We start from the raw sequence: 20,544 nt of genomic DNA, 5'->3' as shown, positions 1-20,544 counted from the left end.
TCACTCCCACGGAACCGACCGCTGGGTGAGTTCGCCCGACAGCGACTGTTGCATCGCTTCTTCGGGGTCTTCGAGGTTCGCAACTGCCCACATGAGTTTCACTTTCGCGGTACCGGGGAGGGTGTCGCCTGCTTCGACGACACCTGCCTCAAGGAGATCACGACCCGTGTCGTAGACGCGGTCGCAGACGCGGCCTTCGAGACACTGCGTCGTCATGGTGACGACGGTGCCCGACTCGACCAGTTCTTCGAGGACAGGGATGAAGTCCGTGTGAACGTGGCCGAGGCCCGTGCCTTCCACGACGAGACCGTCTAAGTCCTGTCCGCGGAGGAAGTCGGCGTAAGCGTCGAGATCCATTCCGGGCGTGAACTTCAGCAGGTCCACGTCGTCGCTCAGATCAGACCGGACGCTGAACTCCGTCTCGCCACGGGCGGCGTGGTCGCGCCGGAAGGTTATCTCCTCGGTTTCGTAGTCGATCTCGCCTAACGGCTCCGCACCGACTGTCTCGAACGCGTCGCGTCGGGAGGTGTGATTCTTACGGACGCGTGTGCCGCGGTGAAGTGCGCACACGTCGTCAGATTCGGAGGCGTGCATGCAGACTAGCACTTCCGCGCAGTCGGCCTTCGCGGCCTCGACGGCGCAGACGGCGTTCATCACGTTGTCCGAAGATGGTCGGTCCGCAGACCGCTGACTGCCCGTGAAGACGATAGGGACGGGCGTATCGAGCATGAAGGACATCGCCGCGGCGGTAAACTGCATCGTGTCGGTGCCGTGCATGACGACGATGCCGTCCGTTCCGGCCTCGATTTCGGCCTCGATAGCCTCGGCGAGGTCGATCCACACGTCGGGCGTCATGTTCTCCGAGAGGATGTTGGCGACGACGCGCCCGCGGTAGTTTGCTCGGCCCGCAAGATCGGGCACGGCCCGAAGCACGTCTTCGGCGTCGAACTGCGCCGTCACCGCACCCGTACGGTAGTCCACCGTCGAGGCGATGGTGCCGCCAGTCGAGATGAGCGAGACGGTCGGCAGATCGTCGTCGAAGGCGATTTCGGAGGTCGTCGATTCCGATTGCGCCTCCTCGATATCGTACACGTCTGTCTCCAGTACGTCCACGTCGGCCTCGTCGCGTTCGATGCCAACGTTGTATCCGCCGTCGAGTTTGACGACGAGGTAGTCCGACGTCGTCGAGGGCATCAAGACGCCCTCGTTCGTAACGCCCGCGCGTTCGACGCGGACACGGTCCCCTGCGTTCATACGGCGAGATACCGCCGGGCCGGACTTGAAATCTCCCTTTCGGCGCCGACGTGTGCGCCGCATCTCCCTCACGCCTCGGGGTAAAACCCATACGCCCGCGCCGCACACACACTGGTATGCAACGATCTGACGAGAAAGAACCCTCCACCACCGAGTTTTCGCTCGACTCGGTTACCGACGAGTCGTCCGCGACGTCGTCGAACAGCGCGACATCGAACGAGAGCCGCCTCGCCGGTCTGTTTTCACCGAAACTGTTCGTCGTGGTGTTTCTCGCATCGCTCCTCGGTGCGTTCCTCGGCGGATCGATTCCCATCGTTGGCTTCATCGGTCGCTTCCTCGGCCTGTTCGCCGTCGGGTTCGGCGTCGGTCTCCTCTCGGGGCGAAGCCACTACGTGGAAGTCGGTCTCGGCGGCGCGCTCGCATTTGGCCTCCTGTGGGTGCTGACGACGCTCACCTCCGGGTTCGCATTCGCTCCGTTCGCTGTCGAACTCCTCGCAAAATACGGCCTCGCTATCGCGGGTGCCGGCGCGGGCGTCGGACTCCTCACTACCATCATCGGACACTACTTCGGCCGTGACCTGCGCGACGGCCTCACACGCGACATCTGAGATTGTACCGATTTCGCGGAGACTACTCTCCCCGGATCAGCGATCATGGGACGAGACCCGTCCGTCCGAGAATTAGGCCACGGGGCTGCCGGCGACGACCCAGCCTTCGTCCTCGCGTGAGATGAGTCCTCGCTCTGCGAGGCGGTGAACCGCCTCCTCGACGGCCTCTGGCGACGCATTGAGTTCGCGTGCGACGCCATCGACAGTCTGTTCGCCGCGAGCGATTGCCGCCAGCGTCTCCGCGTAGAATCGGCTGTCGGCGTCAGCACCGATTCGTTCGTTCAGCCGGTCGAGAACGTCCGTGATGCGACCGTGAACCCAACGCTGTGCCAAGGAGAGTTCGTTCTCCAAGTCGGCGAGGTGGCCGAGTTCCCGGGCGAGTTCGTTCAAATCCTGTGCGTCCTCGCGCGGAATATCGAACGAAAGGTGTGGACACCGACCTGACATGTCGAGGTTCGGACTCGCGGGATAGGCGCTCTTCGCACCGAATCCATAGGGAGACACGTTCACTTCGAGTCTGAGGTTGCGCGAGATGTGGAAGTACTTCCGACGCTGATCGTCGGTACGGCTCTCGATGAGACCGGCGTCCTCCAGCTTTCTGAGATGGTCGATCACCGCCTTCGGGCTCACTCCGAGGTACTCGCTTATCTCGGTGACGTAGCAGGGTTTATGCGACAGCAACCGGAGGATGCGCCGCCGATTCTCGTTACCGAGTAGGTCTAACAGTACCGCGGAGTCCATGACCGTAGGTAAATCACCTGGAGTGATGAGGCTTACTGACGCTCGGCGGCGGACACGGCGTCTGTCCGCATCGTGTTGGATTCTTGTCGGTCAAACAGCCACGCCGCGAGAGCGACGGAGAGAACCGAGAGAGCGATTGTGATCGCCGTCAGCAGGACGCCCGCTTCGTACTTCAACGGCGGGTAGAATCCGAATCCGTAATCGTACACGTCGTTGACGAAGGCGAGAGCGAGCGCAAGCGCGAGCGCGCTCCGCGTTGTCTTCCCGTAGTAGGGGATGAGTAGTGCTTCCACGAGGAAGAACAGGTGCGTGAGCATGATCCCCCAGTAGTCCCAGAGCAGGTCCGGAGTAAAGCCGAAGTAGAGGTCCGGACGGAGATTAAGGGCGACTACGGTCCAGACGCCGTACTTCACCAACCAGACGAACGCCAGCGTGTGAATGACAGTGAGCGGATAGTTTGTCGGCGCGTCGCGCACACGGTTGCCGAGGTGAGGCAACAGCGTCGCAAGTGAGAGCGTTCCCAGTGCGAGCGCAGTCGGCGAGTCACCGAACAGCGGATACAGGAGCGAACTCACGTCGCGAAGCGACGGATCCGAGTGGACGTAGAAACTCACGCCGACGAGGAACGCGGCGGCGTTGACGACGAGCAACCACGCGAGACTCGGGCCGTTGCCGAGATAGTACTGCACCCAGCGTTCGGGAATCGGTCGCCGGAGAGTTGTTCCGGTCGTTCCCTCAGTCGTCGCGTCGTCCATCGACTATCCCGACGGACGGCTGGCGAAAGAAGCTGTCGCGTTCGATAGACGATGCACTTCCGGTGGGAGCGGCGAACACCGCAAAAACCCACAAACAGCCGTGAACGACCGTGAATAATCAACTGCGGGAAGCGAAGCCTAGTTACGACTCGCTACCGTCGCCTCGGATATGCAGACTGCGCTCGTTATCCTCGACGGCTGGGGTCTCGGAGATCACGACAGACGCGACGCGGTGAAGGCGGCGGAGACACCGAACTTCGACCGCTTTGCCGACACAGGCGCGTATGGGACGCTTGAGGTCTCGGGACGAAACGTCGGACTCCCCGACGGGCAGATGGGCAACAGCGAGGTTGGACACCTCAACATCGGCGCTGGCCGTGTCGTCAAGCAGGCGTACACCCGAATTGAAGACGCTATCGCAGACGGCTCGTTTTACGAAAACGACGCGCTGAACTCGGCGTTCGATCACGTCGAATCGACCGGCGGACGCGTCCACTTCATGGGTCTCGTTAGCGACGGTGGCGTCCACTCCGAACAGCAACACCTCCACGCACTCATCGAGATGGCGGCTGACCGCGGCGTCGAAGCCGTCACCCACGCGTTCATGGACGGGCGGGACACCGATCCCCACGGCGGTGAAGATTACCTCACAGAACTCGAATCGGTCGCTGCCGCGGAGGGGACGGGCGACGTGGCGACCGTCTCGGGTCGCTACTACGCGATGGACCGCGACCAGAACTGGGAGCGAACGCGGCGCGCCTACGACGCCATCGTCAACCGCGAGGCCGAGTTCGAGGCGGCGACAGCCGTCGATGCCGTCACCGAGTCGTACGACCGCGGCGAGACCGACGAGTTCGTCGAACCGACGCTGGTCGAAGGCGGCGCGGCGCTCGAAGACGGTGATGCGGGTATCTTCTTCAATTTCCGACCCGACCGCGCCCGGCAACTCTGCCGGATGCTCGCCGACGTCGAACCCGAATGGGCGTTCGATACGTCGCCGCCGGAGCTTCGATTAGTGACGATGACCGAGTACGACGAGACGTTCCCGTTCCCTGTGGCGTTCCCGCCGCAGGAACCGCAAGACACGCTGGGTGAGACGCTTTCTGCGGTCGGCAAAACGCAACTCCGCCTCGCGGAGTCAGAAAAGTACGCGCACGTCACCTACTTCCTCAACGGCGGTCGAGAGGTGGAGTTCGACGGCGAGATACGCCGCATCATCGAGAGTCCCGACGTTCCGACCTACGACCAGAAGCCGGAGATGAGCGCCGAAGACGTGACCGACACCGCCATCGAACTCATCGACTCCGACGACCCGGATGCGATGGTCCTCAACTACGCGAACCCGGACATGGTGGGTCATACCGGTGACTTCGACGCTGCGATCGCCGCTGTCGAAGCCGTTGACGAACAACTCGGCCGACTGGTCGAAGCGGTCCAGACGGCTGGCGGACACGTCCTCATTACGGCCGACCACGGCAACGCCGACGACATGGGAACCGCGGAGACACCACACACTGCCCACACGACGAATCCGGTACCGCTCGTCTCCCTCACACCCGACGGCGACGACGGCGCGCGGACCGTTCGTTCGTTCGGGTCGCTCTGCGACATCGCGCCGACGATGCTCGAACTGATGGAGATCGAGCAACCGGAGGCGATGACGGGCGAATCGCTGTTAGAGTAGCGACTCGTTGCAGTAGCGGCTCTTTTCTCACACCGCGTCGCTGTCGCTTCCGTCGGCGCGTTCGTCGTACCACTCGTACGCCGTCGGCGCGAACAGCAGCACGGCCGCGAGTGCCGCGGCGACGACCAACCGACCGTCTATCGCGCCCGCAAGGTCACCCGTCGCCAGCGACTCGGCCGACGTCCCGGCGAGGACGCCAGCCACGGCCCACGGCGTCTCACCGATGGCCGTGCCGACGACGAACCAGCGGAAGCGAACGCCCGCGATACCGGCCCCGACGGAGACGACATCCGATGGCGCAGGTACGAGACGACTGAGAACCACGCTCCGGAGGTCACCGGTCCGTTCGACGAACGACTCGCCCGCTGCCGCGAGACGACCGGTACGCCCGTAGCGCCGCGCAAAGAGGTACGGCGGAACGCTCGTAAGGACAATGAGAGTAAGAGCGAACGGAAGGCCCGCGAAACCGAATCCGAACCCGACAACGAGGGCGAGAAGCGTCGTCGGCCACGCGAGGAGCGGTCGGACGATCGCAAGGGCCACAGTGGCGGCGACGAGGCGGACGGGGTCGGCGGCGACCCACGCCGCGCGCGAGAGAACTGCCTCGGGCGAGAGAAGCACCGCCGCCGCGGCAACGACGAACAGTAGCACCCCCACAGCGGCGCGGGAGTCGATTCGAAGGCGGTCCATCGACAGTCACTCTTGGACGCGGAGCTATACGCCTTGCGCCTCCGAACGACCGTCTGTTCTTGATTTCCGAACTGAGCGTACCGCGGTGTGTTTTTGTCGGTGCGACGCGGACGTGGAGGTGACTCGTGGACGAGGACAGAGAGACGCAATCCGACTTGTCGGCCTTCGACGGCGGGAGCGACGACAGCGCGTCGGACGGCGCAGAGCGGACGCGGAACGGCCGAAATAAGAGCAACGGGAGCGATAGCCCCGAATCGACTGCGGACCGCCCCGAGGTCCGCGAGATGGACCGAGACGAGCGAATCGAACTCGGCGTAGACCTTCTCGCACACGTCGAAACCGACGAACTCTCGCTTTCGGATGCCGTAGACCGTATCGAGACGGTAACAACGAGTCCGGCACTCACGCGAGAGATACTCGACACGGCTGAACTCCGCGGCGTTATCGACAGGGAGGAAGGACGCATCCAGACGCGCCGCGGCGGAACGTTCGTCCGCTTCGAGAGCCAAGTCGTCAAACGCGACGGCGACTTCGACTGTCGGCGGTGTGGTGCTGGCCTCTCGACGGGGCATTTCATTCGCTTCGACGCCGGCGAATTGGGGCCGTTCGGCTCCTCGTGTATCAAAAAAGTCCTCGGTCGGGAGTAATTCCGACTCTGCGTCGATTATCGACCGCGGCGCAGCTCTTCGATAAGTTGCTCGATGAGTTCGCGCTGCTGACGAATCTCTTCGCCTTGTTGGTCGACCGTCGCGCGCAGTTCAGCGAGTTCCTCAGCGACACGTTCGTCGGCGTCTGCCGCCGCAGACTGAAAGCCCGACCCGCCGAAGCCGTCGTCAGCCTCGTTGGTCGGCGTCTGTGTCTGGGCCTCGGCTTCGACGGTCTGGGAGGCAGTTTCGACCTGCTGGCTCACGCTCTGTTGACTCCCGCTCTGTTGGCCCCCGCTCTGCTGTCCTCCTGCGGCGTCTGCCGTCTCAGCGGGCGGTGACTCCGACTCCGCGCGTGTCGCGTTCGCCGGTTCTTCGGAGAGTTCCGTCGGGTTAGCGCTCAGCGGGTCAGGACCGTCGCCAAACGATACGTCCTTGTCGCCTGCCGGTTCGTCGTCCTCGTCGGGTTCGTTCGCTTCGCGGAGTTCGTCCAATGAGGAGACCCCCCAGTAACCCAACAGCGCCGATTCGAGCGTTTCGCGCAGTTGGCGCGCTTCGTCGTTCGGCGCTTTAAAACGCTCTTGGCGGCCGTTGACCGTCATCACGACGGAGGTGGCGACGCTCCCACCCTCGAACTGGAGGTCGGTCACGTCGTCGAAGCGGTACTCCTCGAAGTCTTCGTCCCAGAGCGCCGACCCGATGTGCTTGACAACGCGGCCGGTGGCAACAACGAGTGTGAGTTCGCTAAACCGGAACAGTCGTTCGACGGATTCGTTGTCCGCGAGAGTGCCGTTCGATTTCAGGACGCCTTGGACGACCGGATGAAGAGCGCGGTCGAGGTGCTTCACCGAGAGGCCGAACGTCTGTTCGCCGTCGAGACCGTAATCGAGCGTGATCTTGGCTTTTCGCCGCCCTTCTGAGACGGTAATGCGTTCGGCGTTGTGAGAGTACTCCTCTACTGTCTCGTCCGAAAGCAGCCCCTCCGACCGATAGACCAGCGTTCGCGTCGGCGTGGCGTACAGTTCGTCCTCGCCGCCGAGGGCGACGCGGGCGACCACGTCCTCGTCCCCGAGAGCGGACTGGACCATCTGCGGTTGGCTCATAGGTGGGTGTACCCGTCCCGGTTGATAAATCCGCGGGTGATTGACCGTCTTTCATGTTTATCGGTGTCACACCACTCGCCATCAGCAGATGAGAAGCTTAAAGAACTTCATCGGCCAACGAAAAAACGAGCCCGGGTGGCTTAGCTGGACATAGCGCCGCACTCATAGGGTTTCACAATCGGTGCGGAACGCCTTGGAAGCCTCCGCCCCGCGCGAGGTCATGCCGGCCTCGCACCTGGGACATGCGGAGATCGTGGGTTCGGAGCCCACCCCGGGCATTACTCGACTTCTTCGGATACCGACGTAACACTTCGATACCGGTGGGCACGGTACCAACCCCGACCTGTTCGTTCAGAGCAGCTCGAAGAAGGGGAAGTCAATGGCGGCCCACGAAATCGCGTGGACGAGTGCGGCAGAGAGGGGATTGACCAATAGCGTCACGCTAGAACGTATCCGTACGCTTCACGATATCGACCGCGATGCAGTAGTTGAAGCCGACTTCACCAACGGACCGGAAGTATCGTCGGCATCGTCGGGACGGTGCTCCTGTCCGGCGGACTCGGAATCGTCGCAGTTCGTGCTGTCAAGTACGACCTCCTCCCGGCGATTCGGCGGCTTCGAGCCGACCCCTCGGGTGCGCTCCGAGCGGTTTGGGACCAGTTCTAACGATGCGCATTTGAAATCGTTTTCTCTGGATTGACCCCCTCGACGGGCTGTCTCTCCATCGACCCCCGGGGGTAGCGGGGGTATTGGAGGCCGACGGAAACTACTTGTAGTAACTGTCCATCATAGAGCCTGTGTGCCCCCAATCGGGCATGGTTACAGACGAACCCTTGTGGGGTTGAAGCCAAATCGGCGATGTGGTCGTTGACTCAGATGGAAACGGTTACAGACGAACCCTTGTGGGGTTGAAGCCTCTCCCTCTCTTTTCTTTTGTGGCACAAACTTTAGTTACAGACGAACCCTTGTGGGGTTGAAGCGTCGGACGTCATCGGGACACCTCTTCGCCGTAGCGTGTTACAGACGAACCCTTGTGGGGTTGAAGCGACCCGTCGCCCGCGGTCGGTGCCGTCCTCAACGAAGTTACAGACGAACCCTTGTGGGGTTGAAGCAGCGCGAAAGATCTCTCCACGGAGAACTACACGGTCGTTACAGACGAACCCTTGTGGAGGGTAAAATAGTACACCCGACACAGCTTAGCCGTTCGTGTACGATCCTCGTAGTCCGACCAGTAACGCGACGACGCCCACGAGGAGGGCAACGAGTGCGAGTACTGGCTGACCACCCGTCGCAGCGAGAAAGACGCCAAATCCGACGCTCGCGCCGACGACAAGAATAGCCATACTACTCACCAGATGGACTAACTCAATTCGAAGCGTCGGGGCATCGGTACCAACCTCGGCTCCGATACTAAAGCCGTTCTGTCCCACGGTCCACGCGATCACAACGAGAAACGCAGCGAGCAAGAGATACACCGAGGCCATGCCCAGTATTCCGGCGACGACGACACCGACGAAAAGCAGGCCCGTCCCGACGGCGAACGTCTTCGGCGACGCTCGGAACAGTCCGACCGCAAGCAGAACGAGACCGAGTATCCCGAGCGCGAGTACGTACGGAGACACAGCAGTGACGAAGACTGCGCTGGCACCAGCAGACAGAGCTATGAGACCACTCCCGATAGGTACCCGACCGGATTGATATCGTTGATTACGACGCACGGGCCAACACCTCCGCAACTGACAGATCCGAGGTCAAATCGGAGACGGGGATCCCCCCGTTGCGAAGCTTTCGGAGCCGAAAGTGGCGCATAACGGATGCGTAGCCGAGCGCACAGTCCGGCGTCGAGTCCGTGAGCGCTGTCGGGTCTGGGCTCAAGACAGTCACGGCATAGCCGTTGGCATCGAGTCGTTCCGCGACGCGTTTCGAGCCGTCGTCACAGAGCGGTGAGAGCAAGATGACCTGCGTATCGTGACACGCTCGCTGCCGGAACGCCTCGATTGCGGTCGATATCTCGATTCCGTCCTTGGGACGCTCCCACGAGAAGGCGGGATCTTCATCGAGAGCGTTATGAATACGGACGCGATGAACATCGCCAGCCTTCGGTGGGAGCCAACACGAGTGTGGCGACAGGGCCGTGATGCCGACTGGAATACGCTCCGAGGAGAAGTGGGTGGTTATCTTCCGTGCCGCAGTGAGACTCCGGCGGATGATTGGCCGATCACACTCCTCGGTCGGCGTCAGATACGCTTCCGGCCGGGTATCGACGACGATCATCACCTTTGCGAGTCGGGACTCCCGAAAGTCGATTGTGGTGAGCTCGCCCGTTTTCGCCTTTCGGTTCCAGTCAACCCGCGAGAGCGGGTCGCCGGAGCGATACTCACGAACAGAGTGGAACTCGATTCCCGGTCCTTCGACCGGTGATTGAATCCGACCGGGGTGGTTCGTCCATTGTGATCTCAGTTGTAGCTGTCGCACAGGATTCTCCAGACGTTGACAGGAAATCGCCGTCGAATCTCCCTCGACAAGCGTCTCTCGTTTGTGAATCCCGATTGCGTCCCGCGTGATGACGAGCGCTGGGTCGAACGCGTGACTCCCACCGACTCCCCGGACAGTGTACGTGAACGTAGCTTCGTTACCGGGACGAAGTGCTGTCGTAAACCGGGGGACGCCATCAGTAACGGTGAGTCCCGCCGGAACCCCATCGATAACTCGGAGGTCGGTGAGCGTGCTTTCGCTCGTATTCTGGATGGTTACCGTCACATCAATCTCCTGTTGGGGTTCGGGATTTGGATCGCTGATAGTCCGCGTGATCTCGACGTTTCCGGAGGGTGGTGTGCTGAGATGTCCGTACCCGGCGACCGCGATACCAAACAGAGCGAGCAAGAACAGCGCTGGCTGGAGAGTGACGATACCAGCGCCACCAGCAACGAGGGCGGCAGTCGTCACCCACCGTGTTCGCCCAGATTTGGTGGTTCGTGACGTTTCGGATGTGTGCGACGGCCAGTACTGTCGTGTCGTGACGGTCCGTCCCCGGTCTCGGCCGTTCGGCCGCTCAGTCAGACTAGGAGAAACGTCGGTTTCGTCGTACTGACTCGCAAGTTCTGCAATCGCGTGCCGTGCGCGACGGGCAAACGGTGGTTCAGCACCCAAAATGGACTGGAGTTGCTGTCGAACCGAGAGCGACGGGACGATATCGTCGGTAAAGAAGGCTGCTGCCCGCGCATCATCAGTCCAACCCCCCTCTTCCAGCCGTGTCTCGCTTTCCGTCCGTGTCCAGTTTTCCGTCTGTGACAAGACGGTAACTGCAAGCCCCCGGACATCCGCGCGGAGATCAAGACGGTTCGTTGGTTCTTCTTCCCGTCGATCCGTCCACGAGATTTCTGCGAGTCGTCGCACGAGTGGTTCACCAGGATACGCGTACTTGGGTCGGTTCGCTGGACGTGGATACTCGCTTCGCCCGGTGTGACATTTCCTTGTTGTGGATTGTCCCGTCATCTCCGCACGTAGGTACCTTCCAGCGAGGCCAATCGCAGCTAAGCCGATGATGACGAACGGTATTGCACGAACCGTTCCGGTGAGTTCAACGACGGACCCCAGCGTCGGGAAGACGATCAGGAGGAAGCCGACGAGACTGGAGACGATACCGAGATTCAGAATAGGGCGGCGGGTATCGCTCATCATTCGGAGAGAGAAGAGGCAGAGTCAGCGCTATTCGAATCGCTCGTCCGTTGAATTTGTTCAAGTGCGTTCTGTGCGCGTTTCTCGCGGTCGGCGGTCGGTGGCTCGCCACCGTATCGTACCGAGCAGAACAACGCTGTGAGTCGTTCAACCGCGTTTCGGGGAAGCCCAGCACGACTCGCTCGCTGCGCGAACTCTGTGGGTGTTTCTTGTGCTTCTCGATGCGCTTCCAGAGAGGTACCCAGCGTGTTCCAGGCCCGGTAGACCTCGTTCGTTGGCGGCAGATTTCTGCGCTTGCTGTGAGCTACTTCTGATGTGACCTCGTCAGTACTCACGTCTGTCTCCTTTTCAGACTCGCGTGCGGCTTGCGAATCGTCGCTCGTGAGACGCCACAAAACGAGGGCTATCCCGGCGAGGAAGAGAACGACTCCGACAACGAGTCGTCCGACCGTACTCTTCGATTGTGAACGGTCGCTTTTGACTCCGTTTTCGACGTTTAAATCAGGGAGTGCAAGGTGGTTGATCGACTGCGATGCACCTTTCCCACCACTTCCGGAGTGGGCCTCATCGAACCCACCTTGAGAACGACTATCCGGTAGGTCTGCCGGCTGTGCGGACGGGAGCGTACTCGCAGCAACACCGACAGTCGAGAGGGCAAGTACAGTAATCAGGAGGGCGGCAGCGTGGGACCGATTCATCTGTGTCTAATCCATCATTGAGTAATCATTTCCAACGATGAAATGTCTACCTATACGACTCAACCGATTCTCGAAACGTCACGAAGTGCGAAAAATCAGCGCTAAGTGCGTGAGTGTGTGTGACTATTTTCTACGGCGTAATGAGATCACGTGCAGCGCCGCGACACCGAGTAGAATCATATCCTCCTGTTCAATCGACTCGGGTTCCTCGTTCTCAACGTTTCCCGCGCTTAAACGAGAGATAGTGCTACCGCTCTTGGGTATCGCGTCGAAAGAAAGGAAAGTAAGAGACCGGCGTGAGGCCGGTTATTTAGTCAGCGACGTTAGTCGCGGCGGACTGCGAGGAGTGCCGCGGCGAGGAGTGCCGTGACAGCAACGACAACACCGAAGCCGGGCGTGCTGGATTCCGTTCCAGTCTCCGTCCCGTCGTCGGACGACTCAGTCGTCGTGTCGGACGGCTCAGTCGTCGTGTCGGACGGCGTGTCCGTCGTCGGCGTGTCCGTCGTCGGCGTAGCCGTCTCGTTGTCGGACGGCGTGTCCGTCGTCGGCGTGTCCGTCTTGACAGCCTTCTTGACGGTTCCGTCAACCGTCGTCTCGCCTGCCGAACCACTGTCATCGATACTGATCTCGTAGGTATCGCCAACTGCCTGCTCGCTGAAGTCGACCGTAGCCGAGAACGTCCGGTTCTCGGTGACGTAGACGGTCGAGGGCTTCAGGAAGCTCGGCTGCGTGTCACCGGTCGAACGGGCACGGATACTGAGTTCCGTACCGGGAGCGAGAGTCGTCTCGCCCGTGATCGTCTGACCAGCAGCGTTCGACACGTTGTACGGGTCGTCAATCGTGTAGTCGGCCTCGACGAGTTCGTACTCGCCCGTGACCGTCTCACCGTCGTCTGCGTCGGTGAGGTTACCTTCGTCCTCGTAGACCGTGAAGTTCGCTTCGAGGGTGTGACCGTAGTCGAGCGAGCGACCAGGTTCGGTCGTCGTCACTCCGTCCGTGTCGTACCGGATGAAGTACGTGTCGTTGTCGGAGTCAGACCAGACCGTCGCGTTCGTCTTGCTGAGGTTGAGCGTGTAGGCTTCACGGTTGGCACCGGGGTTGACCTGCTCGAGCGTAAGCTCGAACGCACCGGTGTCAACGTCCTCAGCGAAGAACTTGTCAGTCACGTCGTCGTTCGACTGAGCCATCAGGAGGCCCTCAAGACCGGAGGCCTTGAGCTCGTGAACAACAACGTCGCCCTGAGAGTCGCCAAAGGCGACCTTGTTGGACTGCGTGAGGTTGTTGCTCTCAATCGCGTCGTACAGGTCGGCGGTGTCGTCGAACGTCGTGTCTTTCGGTGCCGTCCAGGTCTGGATGGAGGTCGTGTTACGCTCAGTGAGTTCGAGCGTGCCAGCGGCCTCAGAGTCAGCCTTCTTGTCCTGACCTGCGCGGACTTCGAGCGGGTAGCGACCCGCTTCGAGGAGCGAGTTGACACCCTGCTCGATAGTTGCAGAGGTGATCTCGTCGTCGTCCTGATCTTCGAGCGACGGGGTGCTGTAGACAGCGCCGCCGTCACCGAGGTCACCGGACTTATCGGTCGCGGCGTAGGTGTTGAACAGGAGGCTGACCTGTCCGTCACCGTTGACGTCTTCGATCGTCACGTTGCTCTCGAAGGCGAGATCGTCGTTACCGATCGAGAGAGTTGCGTAGTCAGCGTTTTCGACGTTGATCGTGATGTTCGCAACGTCACCGCGCTCGTCCATGACGAGACGCTCACCAGTGAAGGATGTCTCACCTTCACCGGCCTTGGAAACGACAACCGAAGAGGACTCGGCATCGACGCTGGACTGGTTGTCCGTCGCCAGAATCGTGTAGTTGCCAGCGTCGAGGTTGAGTTTGTCTTCAGATGCGTTGAAGGTGAACTCGTACTTTGCCTGACCCGAGAGTCGGGCACCACGTTCTTCAACGGTGTCGCCATCGGAGTCAAGGAGTTCGACCGTGATCGGGCGGTCGCCCGCGTCAGCTTCAATCGTACCCGTGATTTCGTCTTCGGTCGTGACGTTGAGGTCGTCAATGTTCACTTCGAGACCAAGGTCACGGATGTTAACGTCTGCGTAGTTCTTGTCACCGATGGTGATGTTGTACTGGCCCGTGTTGGTATCGGAGTCCGTGCTGAAGACGTAGACCTTACTGTTCGTGCCAGTGCTACCGTCCTGGAAGGCGTCGAAGTCTTCGTCCTCGCCAGACTGGACGATGACATCGGTGTTCGTCGTACCAGCGATGACAGCAAGGTTCGAGCCCTTGTAGGCGTTGAGGTCGTCGCCCTTCTTCACCGTGACAGGCGCGACGTCAACCGTCTTGTTGCCGTCGTTGCTGATCTTGTTACTGCTTGTGTCCTCAATGTTCTTGCTGACTTTGAGCGTGACGTCACCAGTGTAGACCTTGTTCAGGTTGTAGACGACGTGGCCACCAGTGCCAGCGTCGGGAGAACCACTGAAGCTGTCGACCTTCTTTTCGTCTTCGTAGAGCTCAAAGTCGAGCGTGCTGTCCTTGAGGTCCTCGTCAAAGGCGATTTCGAGCTTCGCCTGTCCGCCTTCCTCGTAGACAACGCTTTCGAGGTACTCAGGAGAGTCAGCGTCGTTAACGATTTTGAGGTCCTTCGAGAGATTCTGCGTCCCGTCGTTAGCGTCAGTCAGGTTGAAGTAAACCTGTTTAGTGGTGTCGGAGGTAACCGACGGTGCCGTGATCGTGAACGTACCGTTCACGTAGAGTGTGGTGTTCTCACCGGCACTCTGACTAAAGTCTGCACTGATGTCGTTGTTCGACGTGCTAACAGTCGCAGAGATCTCATTGCCAGACGTGGCGTTCTTGATCGTCAGCGACTGGGAGTCGAGAGTAACGCCATCAGGGAGGTTGACCTTGACGGTGTCACTATTCCCATCACTGTTGTAGTTATCGTACGATACGTTAAACGTATGCTGTTGCTGCGTGCTCTCATCAATGGTGGACGGATCGAGATTATCCGCAGAGCCACCAGTGACAGCAGCAGCGCTTCCAGCGAACGCGATGGTGCCGGCGAAGACCGACATGACCATCAGCGCCGCGAGGAAGACTGCGCGGAACTGTTTTGTGTTGCTTGTCATAGTTTGGAGTTGTTGCAGACGGCAACACCCGCTTTCATCCAGCCTGGAAATCCCATGAAACGCCCGACCGCTCGGACTTGGATGGAGTTACTCGCAGATGTCACCATGGGTAGGGGTACGTGAGACTGAATGTACGTCCTACATAAATACTTTCTGTACCAACACGACAAGCATGAGTTTTACTACCACGATGTTCATCGAATAAGAATTATCATTCAAAAATCTTTTGTGTGCTAACGGTTAATCGCACAGTGCGTACTATCGCCTTGGGTAGGGCGGACCGCATTGCCGCGGTTTCCGTACGCATACCGCGCGCTCTTCCGTGTCCGCGCGGTTTTCACCGATGTTGTCTGCTATTCTTAGCGTTTAGTGCTGACCGCCACTGGAAGCTAGTGTTAGCAGCCATTAGTTTTTCTTCGCGCGCACGTGAGAGAATAAACACCAAACTATTTTTTGTTTACTTCAAGACAACTAGATTGTCAGATAAATTGTCAAGATTGCCAGATTGTTCAATTGCTTTTGTTTTAGTGGCAGTACAGCGCTTAACGGGGGTACTAGACCATCTTAAAGAGCTCTTAAAGAGATAATTAATAGATGATCTTGTATATGACTGTTCTGTTAAGTTCACCTTTAGATTTAAGTCGGAGTAATGTATCAGGGGCAGTAGACACACCACGGCAGGGGATGGGCGGTGGTCTGCCAGCGGGGCGGCCACCGGGGGAAACTGAATACCGACTCTTCTGTCGTCGGAGTGTCGTCCGAACAACCAACCATGAAGCTCAAACAGCTCTTCACGGACGAGTCTGCGGTTTCGCCAGTCATCGGGGTCATCTTGATGGTGGCGATTACAGTGATTCTTGCCGCAGTCATCGGCACGTTCGTGCTCAACCTAGGGGGAAGCGTATCGCAAACCACGCCGCAGGCGAGTTTCGGTTTTGAATACGAAACTAGCGGAGATAACAACGTTACAATTACCCACGAAACGGGAGATACAATTGAGGGTGCTCGATTAGACACGAAAGGCCTCAATTCAGAGAGTGGCCCTGACTGGTCAGACGTTGGCGGGACCGTCTCCGCTGGAAGCTCTGTTGAACTGAAAAACGGTGCTGACTGGAGCGGTGAGACCATCCGTGTTGTCTGGAACTCTGAAAACAACGAGAATTCCGCGACGCTGAGTGAAAGCACTGCTCCGACCGAATAATGGAGATTAAGCAGCTCTTCACGGATGATTCAGCGGTCTCGCCCGTTATCGGCGTGATCCTGATGGTGGCGATTACCGTCATCCTCGCCGCAGTTATCGGCACGTTCGTGCTCAATCTTGGGGGGAGCGTCTCACAGACGACACCACAAGCATCATTCGGATTCGACTTTGACGACGATGCCTCCGGCGATAACGTGACTATTACACACGAAACCGGAGATACAATTGAAACAGACAGACTGGCTCTGAAATCCAGTGTTGCAGTTGACGTTGCGACATCACTGTCGTCGGTTTCCAATACCGGCAGTGATCAGACCACTAATGAAGCCTTTACCGAACCTGGCAGTGGTTCGTTCCAATCCGGTGAAACGGTCGGTGCCGGTGATACCCTCTACGCAGGTGGGGGTATGGATCTAAACGGTGAAGACTTCCGCGTCGTCTGGAACTCCCAGACTGGTGAAAACTCGGCAACGCTCTCCGAGTACACCGCACCGAACAACTAACCGCGCCGTTTCCTTTATCGACGCAAGCCACCGAGCGACGGCTACCGACGTACACCTAGCCAACTCAAAACCCTACAGCAACCGCTCAAGCTGCAACTCCAAAACACAAGAAGCACCGAGCGTCGCGTCTCAGACGGGGCGACCGTCGCCGGACGTGCCGACGAGCCACGTCCCTGCGGTGAGGACGAGCGCGGCCACTGCGAGCGCGTACACCGGGACGCTTGCGGTACCCAGGGCACTGGGCACAAATGCGAGCGTACCGACGACCATCAGGACGAGACCGACGAGTGCTTTCTTGCTGGTGAGCAGTCCCATGGCTGGGTTTGCGGAGGCGTCGAATATGTGTATTCCGCTTTCGTCTGCCAATTATGCTATTCGTTAACAGGCGTCCAATCCCGCTCACCGGCGGCAACAGCCACTTCCAGCCAGTTTTCCTCCGGCGGGAGTGGACAGGAGAACGTGTCGCTGTAGGCACAGAAAGGCGTGTACGCGAGATTAAAATCGAGGACGACCGACTCGCCGTCCGCTAACTCGCCCTCAGGGTGGAGTTCGAGATAGCGACCGTTCCGGTACGACTGCTGGCCCGTCGTCTTGTCACGAAAGGGGACGAAAATCGCGTTGTCGTCCTCGCGTTCCTGCTGATAACCGTGCAGTTCGACCGATTCGCCGCGGAGTTCGAAAGAGAACGTGACCAGGCGGAGGTAGCGCACCTCGTTGCCCGCCGTCGTCTCCATCGTTACCGGTTCGGGGTCGTCGTGGACTGTCACCGTCGCCGAGACGCGTGCGTCCGGGTTCGGGTCGAAGTAGTCCAGTCCCGAGAACTCGTCGCGGTGTTCGGGCGGAATCGGTGACTGCGGGTGCGAGCCAAAGAAGTCGTCTTTCTCCGCGCGCTTGCGGGCCAGTTCGTCGGCGTAGGCGTCCGCATCAACGTTTGCAGCGGCGTCCGAGTCAGTCATGTCGTCGTCTACGACGCCGTGCCCGGTACGTCTGACGGTTTTATTCGCGCTTTGCGTCCGCAAGGCGCTCGAACTGATCGGGCGTCAACGACACCTCAGCGGCGGCAAGGTTCTCTTCCAGTTGATCGACCGTCCGCGCGCCGACAATCGGGGCAGTCACTTGGTCGTGGTGGAGCAGCCACGCGAGGGCGACTTGCCCGGGCGACGCACCCACGTCCGCGGCGACGGACTCGACAGCTTCGAGCGCGTCGAAGTTCTCCGGTGTGAGATACGAGTCCACGAACTGCTGGTCCGAAGCAGCGCGCGAGTCAGCGGGCGGCTCCTTGTTCCGACTGTACTTCCCCGTGAGGAACCCGCCAGCGAGCGGCGACCACGGGACGACGCCCACGTCGTAATCGGCGCACATGTCGAGGTAGTTCCCTTCGATCTCGCGATTGACGACGTTGTAGCGCGGTTGGGACACAGTGAACGGTTCGTAGCCGCGCTTGTCGGCTATCTCGTTCGCCTTCGCTATCTTCCACGCGTTCGGTTCGAGTGTAGACGTGCCGAGGTAGTTGACTTTCCCGTCCCGCACGAACTCGTCGAGGGTCCGCATGAACTCCCGCGCGGGCGTGTCGTCATCCCAGCGGTGAGTGTAGAGAACGTCCACGTAGTCCGTTCCGAGTCGGTCGAGAATCTCGTCGATGTTCCGGCGGAGATGTTTGCGGTTGAGACCGACGCCGTTAGGGTCTTCGCGGGTCGGCCAGTAGATCTTCGAGGCGATGACGAAGTTCTCCCGGTCGCGGTCAGCCAACCAGTCGCCGATGTACTCCTCTGCGCGCCCGCCACCGTACATATCGGCAGTGTCGATAAACGTCCCGCCAGCGTCAGCGTACGCGTCGAGCAGTCGGTGGGCTTGCTCGGGACCGACTTCTATGTCACCCTCGTCGTTTTCGCGGCCGAAGCGCCACGTTCCGAACGCGATTTCGGACACCTTCGTTCCGGTTCGGCCGAGCGAGACCGTATCGAGAGCCATACCAACATAACGGACGGTCAGGCGATAAAACGACCCGATTCGTCGTAGCGACGAGAGGAATAAGCGGCGATGAGAGCCGAGTGCGGAATACGGGGACTGAGAAAACAAATGACGAGTGAGGGATCAACGCGTGTCACGCTCAGTCGTCTCTACTGTGATCGTGCCCGAGGAGAAGTGCGCCAACGTTCAGTACCAAAAGCGACGCAAATACCGTCGCCTGCCCACCTTGGAGACCGCCGTACAGGAGAGGCAGATAGAGAAACGGAAGAGCAACTGCTACCCAGAACGCGACAAACCGAATCGGATACGTGACCAGTTTCAGTCCGAAGCGGACAGTGTTCGGTGACGATTCTATCAGTTCACGTAAACGAGCAAAGCGTTCGTGGGGGACCGATGATGATGAGTTTGACATTCCCTGTGGCACACCTCGTCTGTTCGAAGCGTGGACGTTCACATTAACCCGCCCGAGAGTTGCCATTCGTTTAAGATAGTTTAAACGATAAAGTCATGAAACAGTGATTGTTTATAACAGATCGAGATCGCCAGAAATCGTTTATAGAGTCTTCTGAGTCGTTCCGACAAGTAAACAGTATTTCTACAGCGACGTTCTTTTATCCGATATTGTCCGAACCCAAACGATTGTCTAACGCGCTCGTTATACCCTAGCTGACGCGTTGATTCCGATCTAAGATTCACCCCACTATACTGAGATATATCCCGTTCAGGCGGTGTGAAAATGTCTTCATAATCCGATATATCGGGCATAAATCGCACCGTATCCGCTCTCGTCGGACGCCCTCCGGCGACGAAAGACGTAATCGGTGTGGTGCCGTCGGCCGAGACGAACGATGCATACGGTACACGTTGTCGGATGCGGCGGGACGATAGCGAGCGAACCGGCCGAAGACGGCGCGGCCCCGGCGAAGGCAGGCGATGAACTGGTCCGATCTGTTCCTGATATCTCCGAGTACGCCGACTTGCGCGTCACCGACGTCGGGTCGCGTCCCGGATTCGACATGGACTTCGGCGTCGTGGCTGCTGCCGCCGAGGAAGTGCGAACTGCCGTCGCCGACGGTGCCGACGGCGTCGTCGTTACGCACGGAACGGACACACTCGCAGATACCGCCTACGCGCTCGACATCGCGTGCAACGTGCCCGTTCCCGTCATCGTTACGGGGTCGCAACGACGCTTCGACGAACCGGGATCTGACGCTCCGTCGAACCTCCTCACAGCGGTCCGGGCCGCGGTTGACGGCCAGTTCGCGCCGGGCGTCCACATCGCGTTCGACGACGAACTCCACGCCGCCCGCGACGCGGTGAAAACACACACGAACGCCCTCGATACGTTCCAATCGCCCGGAAAAGGACCGGTCGCAACGTTCACGCGTGAGACGACGCGCCTCCACCGTGATCCCGAGCAGGCCACGTCGGATGTGTCGCTCCCCGCCGCGGCGCTCGACGCCGACAGAGACACTGCCGCGTACGCTGTCGTCCCCGCCGTTCACTCCGGTACAGGTGTAGACGGGGCTTCCCTCGAACGATTCCTCCCTGACGCTGACGGTATCGTCGTGGAAGGAACCGGCCTCGGAAACGCTACCGGTTCGCTGGGCGACGCTGTCGCCGACGCTCTCGAATCCGTGCCGGTCGTCGTCTCCTCGCGGTGTCACGCCGGACCGACAGAAGCCGTGTACGGCACGGCGGGTGGCGGAGTCACCCTTCGAGATCACGGCGTCGCCTACGCGGGCACTCTTTCGACGGCGAAGGCGCGCGTCAAACTCGTCCTCGGACTGACCGCCGGCCTCTCGCGTGAGGCGGTCGAAGCGACGTTCGAGTGACGTGTGAACCGTACCTCCGCCCCCGGATTTTTGTGGTCGTAGAGAGAGTGGCGAACG

Annotated in this window: 20 protein-coding genes, 1 tRNA gene and 1 CRISPR repeat array; of the genes, 8 read left to right on the top strand and 13 right to left on the bottom strand. The window is 59.9% G+C overall.

All coding sequences use genetic code 11. The annotated features are described in order from the left end of the window. The gene (gene gatD / locus HBOR_RS04350; RefSeq protein ID WP_006053723.1) at nt 1–1,254 is read right to left on the bottom strand and encodes a Glu-tRNA(Gln) amidotransferase subunit GatD; all 1,254 of its coding nucleotides are present in this window, start codon (nt 1,252–1,254) and stop codon (nt 1–3) included. A gap of 116 nt (nt 1,255–1,370) precedes the next feature. Between gatD and HBOR_RS04345 the strand changes: the two genes are divergently transcribed. Beyond that, a complete protein-coding gene (locus HBOR_RS04345; protein WP_006053722.1) occupies nt 1,371–1,862 on the top strand; it encodes a hypothetical protein in 492 nt (163 codons plus the stop codon). 72 nt (nt 1,863–1,934) lie between these two features. Here the strand turns inward: HBOR_RS04345 and HBOR_RS04340 are convergent, their stop codons facing one another. Then, nucleotides 1,935–2,603: an ArsR/SmtB family transcription factor gene (locus HBOR_RS04340; protein WP_006053721.1), complete on the bottom strand. Its 669-nt coding sequence runs from the start codon at nt 2,601–2,603 to the stop codon at nt 1,935–1,937. Between the two features lie 32 nt (nt 2,604–2,635). Next, nucleotides 2,636–3,358, bottom strand: coding sequence for a DUF1405 domain-containing protein (locus tag HBOR_RS04335; RefSeq protein ID WP_006053720.1), 723 nt, complete (start codon nt 3,356–3,358; stop codon nt 2,636–2,638). A 169-nt stretch (nt 3,359–3,527) separates the two neighbouring features. Here HBOR_RS04335 and gpmI point away from each other — a divergent pair, with 169 nt between their 5' ends. Beyond that, the gene (gpmI, locus tag HBOR_RS04330; RefSeq protein ID WP_013440510.1) at nt 3,528–5,042 is read left to right on the top strand and encodes a 2,3-bisphosphoglycerate-independent phosphoglycerate mutase; all 1,515 of its coding nucleotides are present in this window, start codon (nt 3,528–3,530) and stop codon (nt 5,040–5,042) included. Between the two features lie 27 nt (nt 5,043–5,069). On the opposite strand, the gene HBOR_RS04325 is transcribed toward gpmI, so the two are convergent. Further along, complete coding sequence (locus HBOR_RS04325; RefSeq protein ID WP_006053717.1) at nt 5,070–5,732, bottom strand: TVP38/TMEM64 family protein; 663 nt, start codon at nt 5,730–5,732, stop codon at nt 5,070–5,072. Between the two features lie 284 nt (nt 5,733–6,016). Here HBOR_RS04325 and HBOR_RS04320 point away from each other — a divergent pair, with 284 nt between their 5' ends. After that, on the top strand, nt 6,017–6,379 hold the full coding sequence (locus HBOR_RS04320) for a DUF5830 family protein (protein WP_049890559.1): 363 nt from the start codon (nt 6,017–6,019) through the stop codon (nt 6,377–6,379). 17 nt (nt 6,380–6,396) lie between these two features. Here HBOR_RS04320 and HBOR_RS04315 read toward each other — a convergent pair whose 3' ends face one another. Continuing rightward, on the bottom strand, nt 6,397–7,479 hold the full coding sequence (locus tag HBOR_RS04315) for a DUF7115 domain-containing protein (protein ID WP_049890438.1): 1,083 nt from the start codon (nt 7,477–7,479) through the stop codon (nt 6,397–6,399). Between the two features lie 129 nt (nt 7,480–7,608). Between HBOR_RS04315 and HBOR_RS04310 the strand changes: the two genes are divergently transcribed. Both HBOR_RS04310 and HBOR_RS20445 read left to right on the top strand, forming a co-directional pair. Further along, nucleotides 7,609–7,757, top strand: a tRNA-Met gene (locus tag HBOR_RS04310). 262 nt (nt 7,758–8,019) lie between these two features. Further along, entirely contained in the window at nt 8,020–8,145 is a 126-nt protein-coding gene (locus HBOR_RS20445) for a hypothetical protein (RefSeq protein WP_006053714.1), read from the top strand. A 152-nt stretch (nt 8,146–8,297) separates the two neighbouring features. Further along, nucleotides 8,298–8,657: direct repeats of the CRISPR family, unit length 30 nt; unit sequence GTTACAGACGAACCCTTGTGGGGTTGAAGC. 18 nt (nt 8,658–8,675) lie between these two features. Here HBOR_RS20445 and HBOR_RS04305 read toward each other — a convergent pair. The 4 genes from HBOR_RS04305 to HBOR_RS04290 form a co-directional block, all read right to left on the bottom strand. Then, a complete protein-coding gene (locus tag HBOR_RS04305; protein ID WP_449271612.1) occupies nt 8,676–9,197 on the bottom strand; it encodes a DUF7519 family protein in 522 nt (173 codons plus the stop codon). Then, on the bottom strand, nt 9,187–11,157 hold the full coding sequence (locus tag HBOR_RS04300; protein WP_013440509.1) for a DUF58 domain-containing protein: 1,971 nt from the start codon (nt 11,155–11,157) through the stop codon (nt 9,187–9,189). The genes HBOR_RS04305 and HBOR_RS04300 overlap by 11 nt, the downstream gene beginning before the upstream one ends. Then, complete coding sequence (locus HBOR_RS04295; RefSeq protein ID WP_006053710.1) at nt 11,157–11,855, bottom strand: DUF4129 domain-containing protein; 699 nt, start codon at nt 11,853–11,855, stop codon at nt 11,157–11,159. Before HBOR_RS04295 ends, HBOR_RS04300 begins: the two co-directional genes overlap by 1 nt. A 323-nt stretch (nt 11,856–12,178) precedes the next feature. Further along, nucleotides 12,179–14,977, bottom strand: a complete 2,799-nt coding sequence (locus HBOR_RS04290; RefSeq protein WP_006053709.1) for a BGTF surface domain-containing protein — start codon at nt 14,975–14,977, stop codon at nt 12,179–12,181. 772 nt (nt 14,978–15,749) lie between these two features. Here HBOR_RS04290 and HBOR_RS04285 point away from each other — a divergent pair. Next, entirely contained in the window at nt 15,750–16,178 is a 429-nt protein-coding gene (locus tag HBOR_RS04285) for a type IV pilin (RefSeq protein WP_006053708.1), read from the top strand. Further along, nucleotides 16,178–16,681: a type IV pilin gene (locus tag HBOR_RS04280; protein WP_006053707.1), complete on the top strand. Its 504-nt coding sequence runs from the start codon at nt 16,178–16,180 to the stop codon at nt 16,679–16,681. The genes HBOR_RS04285 and HBOR_RS04280 overlap by 1 nt, the downstream gene beginning before the upstream one ends. 129 nt (nt 16,682–16,810) lie before the next feature. On the opposite strand, the gene HBOR_RS04275 is transcribed toward HBOR_RS04280, so the two are convergent. The 4 genes from HBOR_RS04275 to HBOR_RS04260 all read right to left on the bottom strand — a co-directional run bounded on the left by HBOR_RS04275 (nt 16,811) and on the right by HBOR_RS04260 (nt 19,064). Then, complete coding sequence (locus tag HBOR_RS04275) at nt 16,811–16,996, bottom strand: hypothetical protein (protein ID WP_006053706.1); 186 nt, start codon at nt 16,994–16,996, stop codon at nt 16,811–16,813. Between the two features lie 56 nt (nt 16,997–17,052). Beyond that, nucleotides 17,053–17,637: a DUF1684 domain-containing protein gene (locus HBOR_RS04270; protein ID WP_006053705.1), complete on the bottom strand. Its 585-nt coding sequence runs from the start codon at nt 17,635–17,637 to the stop codon at nt 17,053–17,055. A 40-nt stretch (nt 17,638–17,677) separates the two neighbouring features. Continuing rightward, nucleotides 17,678–18,652, bottom strand: coding sequence for an aldo/keto reductase (locus HBOR_RS04265; protein WP_006053704.1), 975 nt, complete (start codon nt 18,650–18,652; stop codon nt 17,678–17,680). A gap of 139 nt (nt 18,653–18,791) precedes the next feature. Further along, the gene (locus HBOR_RS04260; RefSeq protein WP_049890437.1) at nt 18,792–19,064 is read right to left on the bottom strand and encodes a hypothetical protein; all 273 of its coding nucleotides are present in this window, start codon (nt 19,062–19,064) and stop codon (nt 18,792–18,794) included. Nucleotides 19,065–19,500: 436 nt separating this feature from the next. Between HBOR_RS04260 and HBOR_RS04255 the strand changes: the two genes are divergently transcribed. Beyond that, nucleotides 19,501–20,487, top strand: a complete 987-nt coding sequence (locus tag HBOR_RS04255; RefSeq protein WP_006053703.1) for an asparaginase — start codon at nt 19,501–19,503, stop codon at nt 20,485–20,487. Nucleotides 20,488–20,544 lie beyond the last annotated feature (57 nt).

The organism is Halogeometricum borinquense DSM 11551 (assembly GCF_000172995.2).
Classification (GTDB): Archaea; Halobacteriota; Halobacteria; order Halobacteriales; family Haloferacaceae; genus Halogeometricum; species Halogeometricum borinquense.
The sequence above is the reverse complement of the archived record's forward strand: the minus strand, read 5'-3'. Positions and strand labels throughout refer to the sequence as shown.

Bases quoted from the DNA above. Each gene is read 5' to 3' on its own strand.
- gatD (WP_006053723.1), bottom strand. From the start codon at position 1,254: ATGAACGCAGGGGACCGTGTCCGCGTCGAACGCGCGGGCGTTACGAAC.
- HBOR_RS04345 (WP_006053722.1), top strand. From the start codon at position 1,371: ATGCAACGATCTGACGAGAAAGAACCCTCCACCACCGAGTTTTCGCTC.
- HBOR_RS04340 (WP_006053721.1), bottom strand. From the start codon at position 2,603: ATGGACTCCGCGGTACTGTTAGACCTACTCGGTAACGAGAATCGGCGG.
- HBOR_RS04335 (WP_006053720.1), bottom strand. From the start codon at position 3,358: ATGGACGACGCGACGACTGAGGGAACGACCGGAACAACTCTCCGGCGA.
- gpmI (WP_013440510.1), top strand. From the start codon at position 3,528: ATGCAGACTGCGCTCGTTATCCTCGACGGCTGGGGTCTCGGAGATCAC.
- HBOR_RS04325 (WP_006053717.1), bottom strand. From the start codon at position 5,732: ATGGACCGCCTTCGAATCGACTCCCGCGCCGCTGTGGGGGTGCTACTG.
- HBOR_RS04320 (WP_049890559.1), top strand. From the start codon at position 6,017: ATGGACCGAGACGAGCGAATCGAACTCGGCGTAGACCTTCTCGCACAC.
- HBOR_RS04315 (WP_049890438.1), bottom strand. From the start codon at position 7,479: ATGAGCCAACCGCAGATGGTCCAGTCCGCTCTCGGGGACGAGGACGTG.
- HBOR_RS04300 (WP_013440509.1), bottom strand. From the start codon at position 11,157: ATGAGCGATACCCGCCGCCCTATTCTGAATCTCGGTATCGTCTCCAGT.
- HBOR_RS04295 (WP_006053710.1), bottom strand. From the start codon at position 11,855: ATGAATCGGTCCCACGCTGCCGCCCTCCTGATTACTGTACTTGCCCTC.
- HBOR_RS04290 (WP_006053709.1), bottom strand. From the start codon at position 14,977: ATGACAAGCAACACAAAACAGTTCCGCGCAGTCTTCCTCGCGGCGCTG.
- HBOR_RS04285 (WP_006053708.1), top strand. From the start codon at position 15,750: ATGAAGCTCAAACAGCTCTTCACGGACGAGTCTGCGGTTTCGCCAGTC.
- HBOR_RS04280 (WP_006053707.1), top strand. From the start codon at position 16,178: ATGGAGATTAAGCAGCTCTTCACGGATGATTCAGCGGTCTCGCCCGTT.
- HBOR_RS04275 (WP_006053706.1), bottom strand. From the start codon at position 16,996: ATGGGACTGCTCACCAGCAAGAAAGCACTCGTCGGTCTCGTCCTGATG.
- HBOR_RS04270 (WP_006053705.1), bottom strand. From the start codon at position 17,637: ATGACTGACTCGGACGCCGCTGCAAACGTTGATGCGGACGCCTACGCC.
- HBOR_RS04265 (WP_006053704.1), bottom strand. From the start codon at position 18,652: ATGGCTCTCGATACGGTCTCGCTCGGCCGAACCGGAACGAAGGTGTCC.
- HBOR_RS04260 (WP_049890437.1), bottom strand. From the start codon at position 19,064: ATGTCAAACTCATCATCATCGGTCCCCCACGAACGCTTTGCTCGTTTA.
- HBOR_RS04255 (WP_006053703.1), top strand. From the start codon at position 19,501: ATGCATACGGTACACGTTGTCGGATGCGGCGGGACGATAGCGAGCGAA.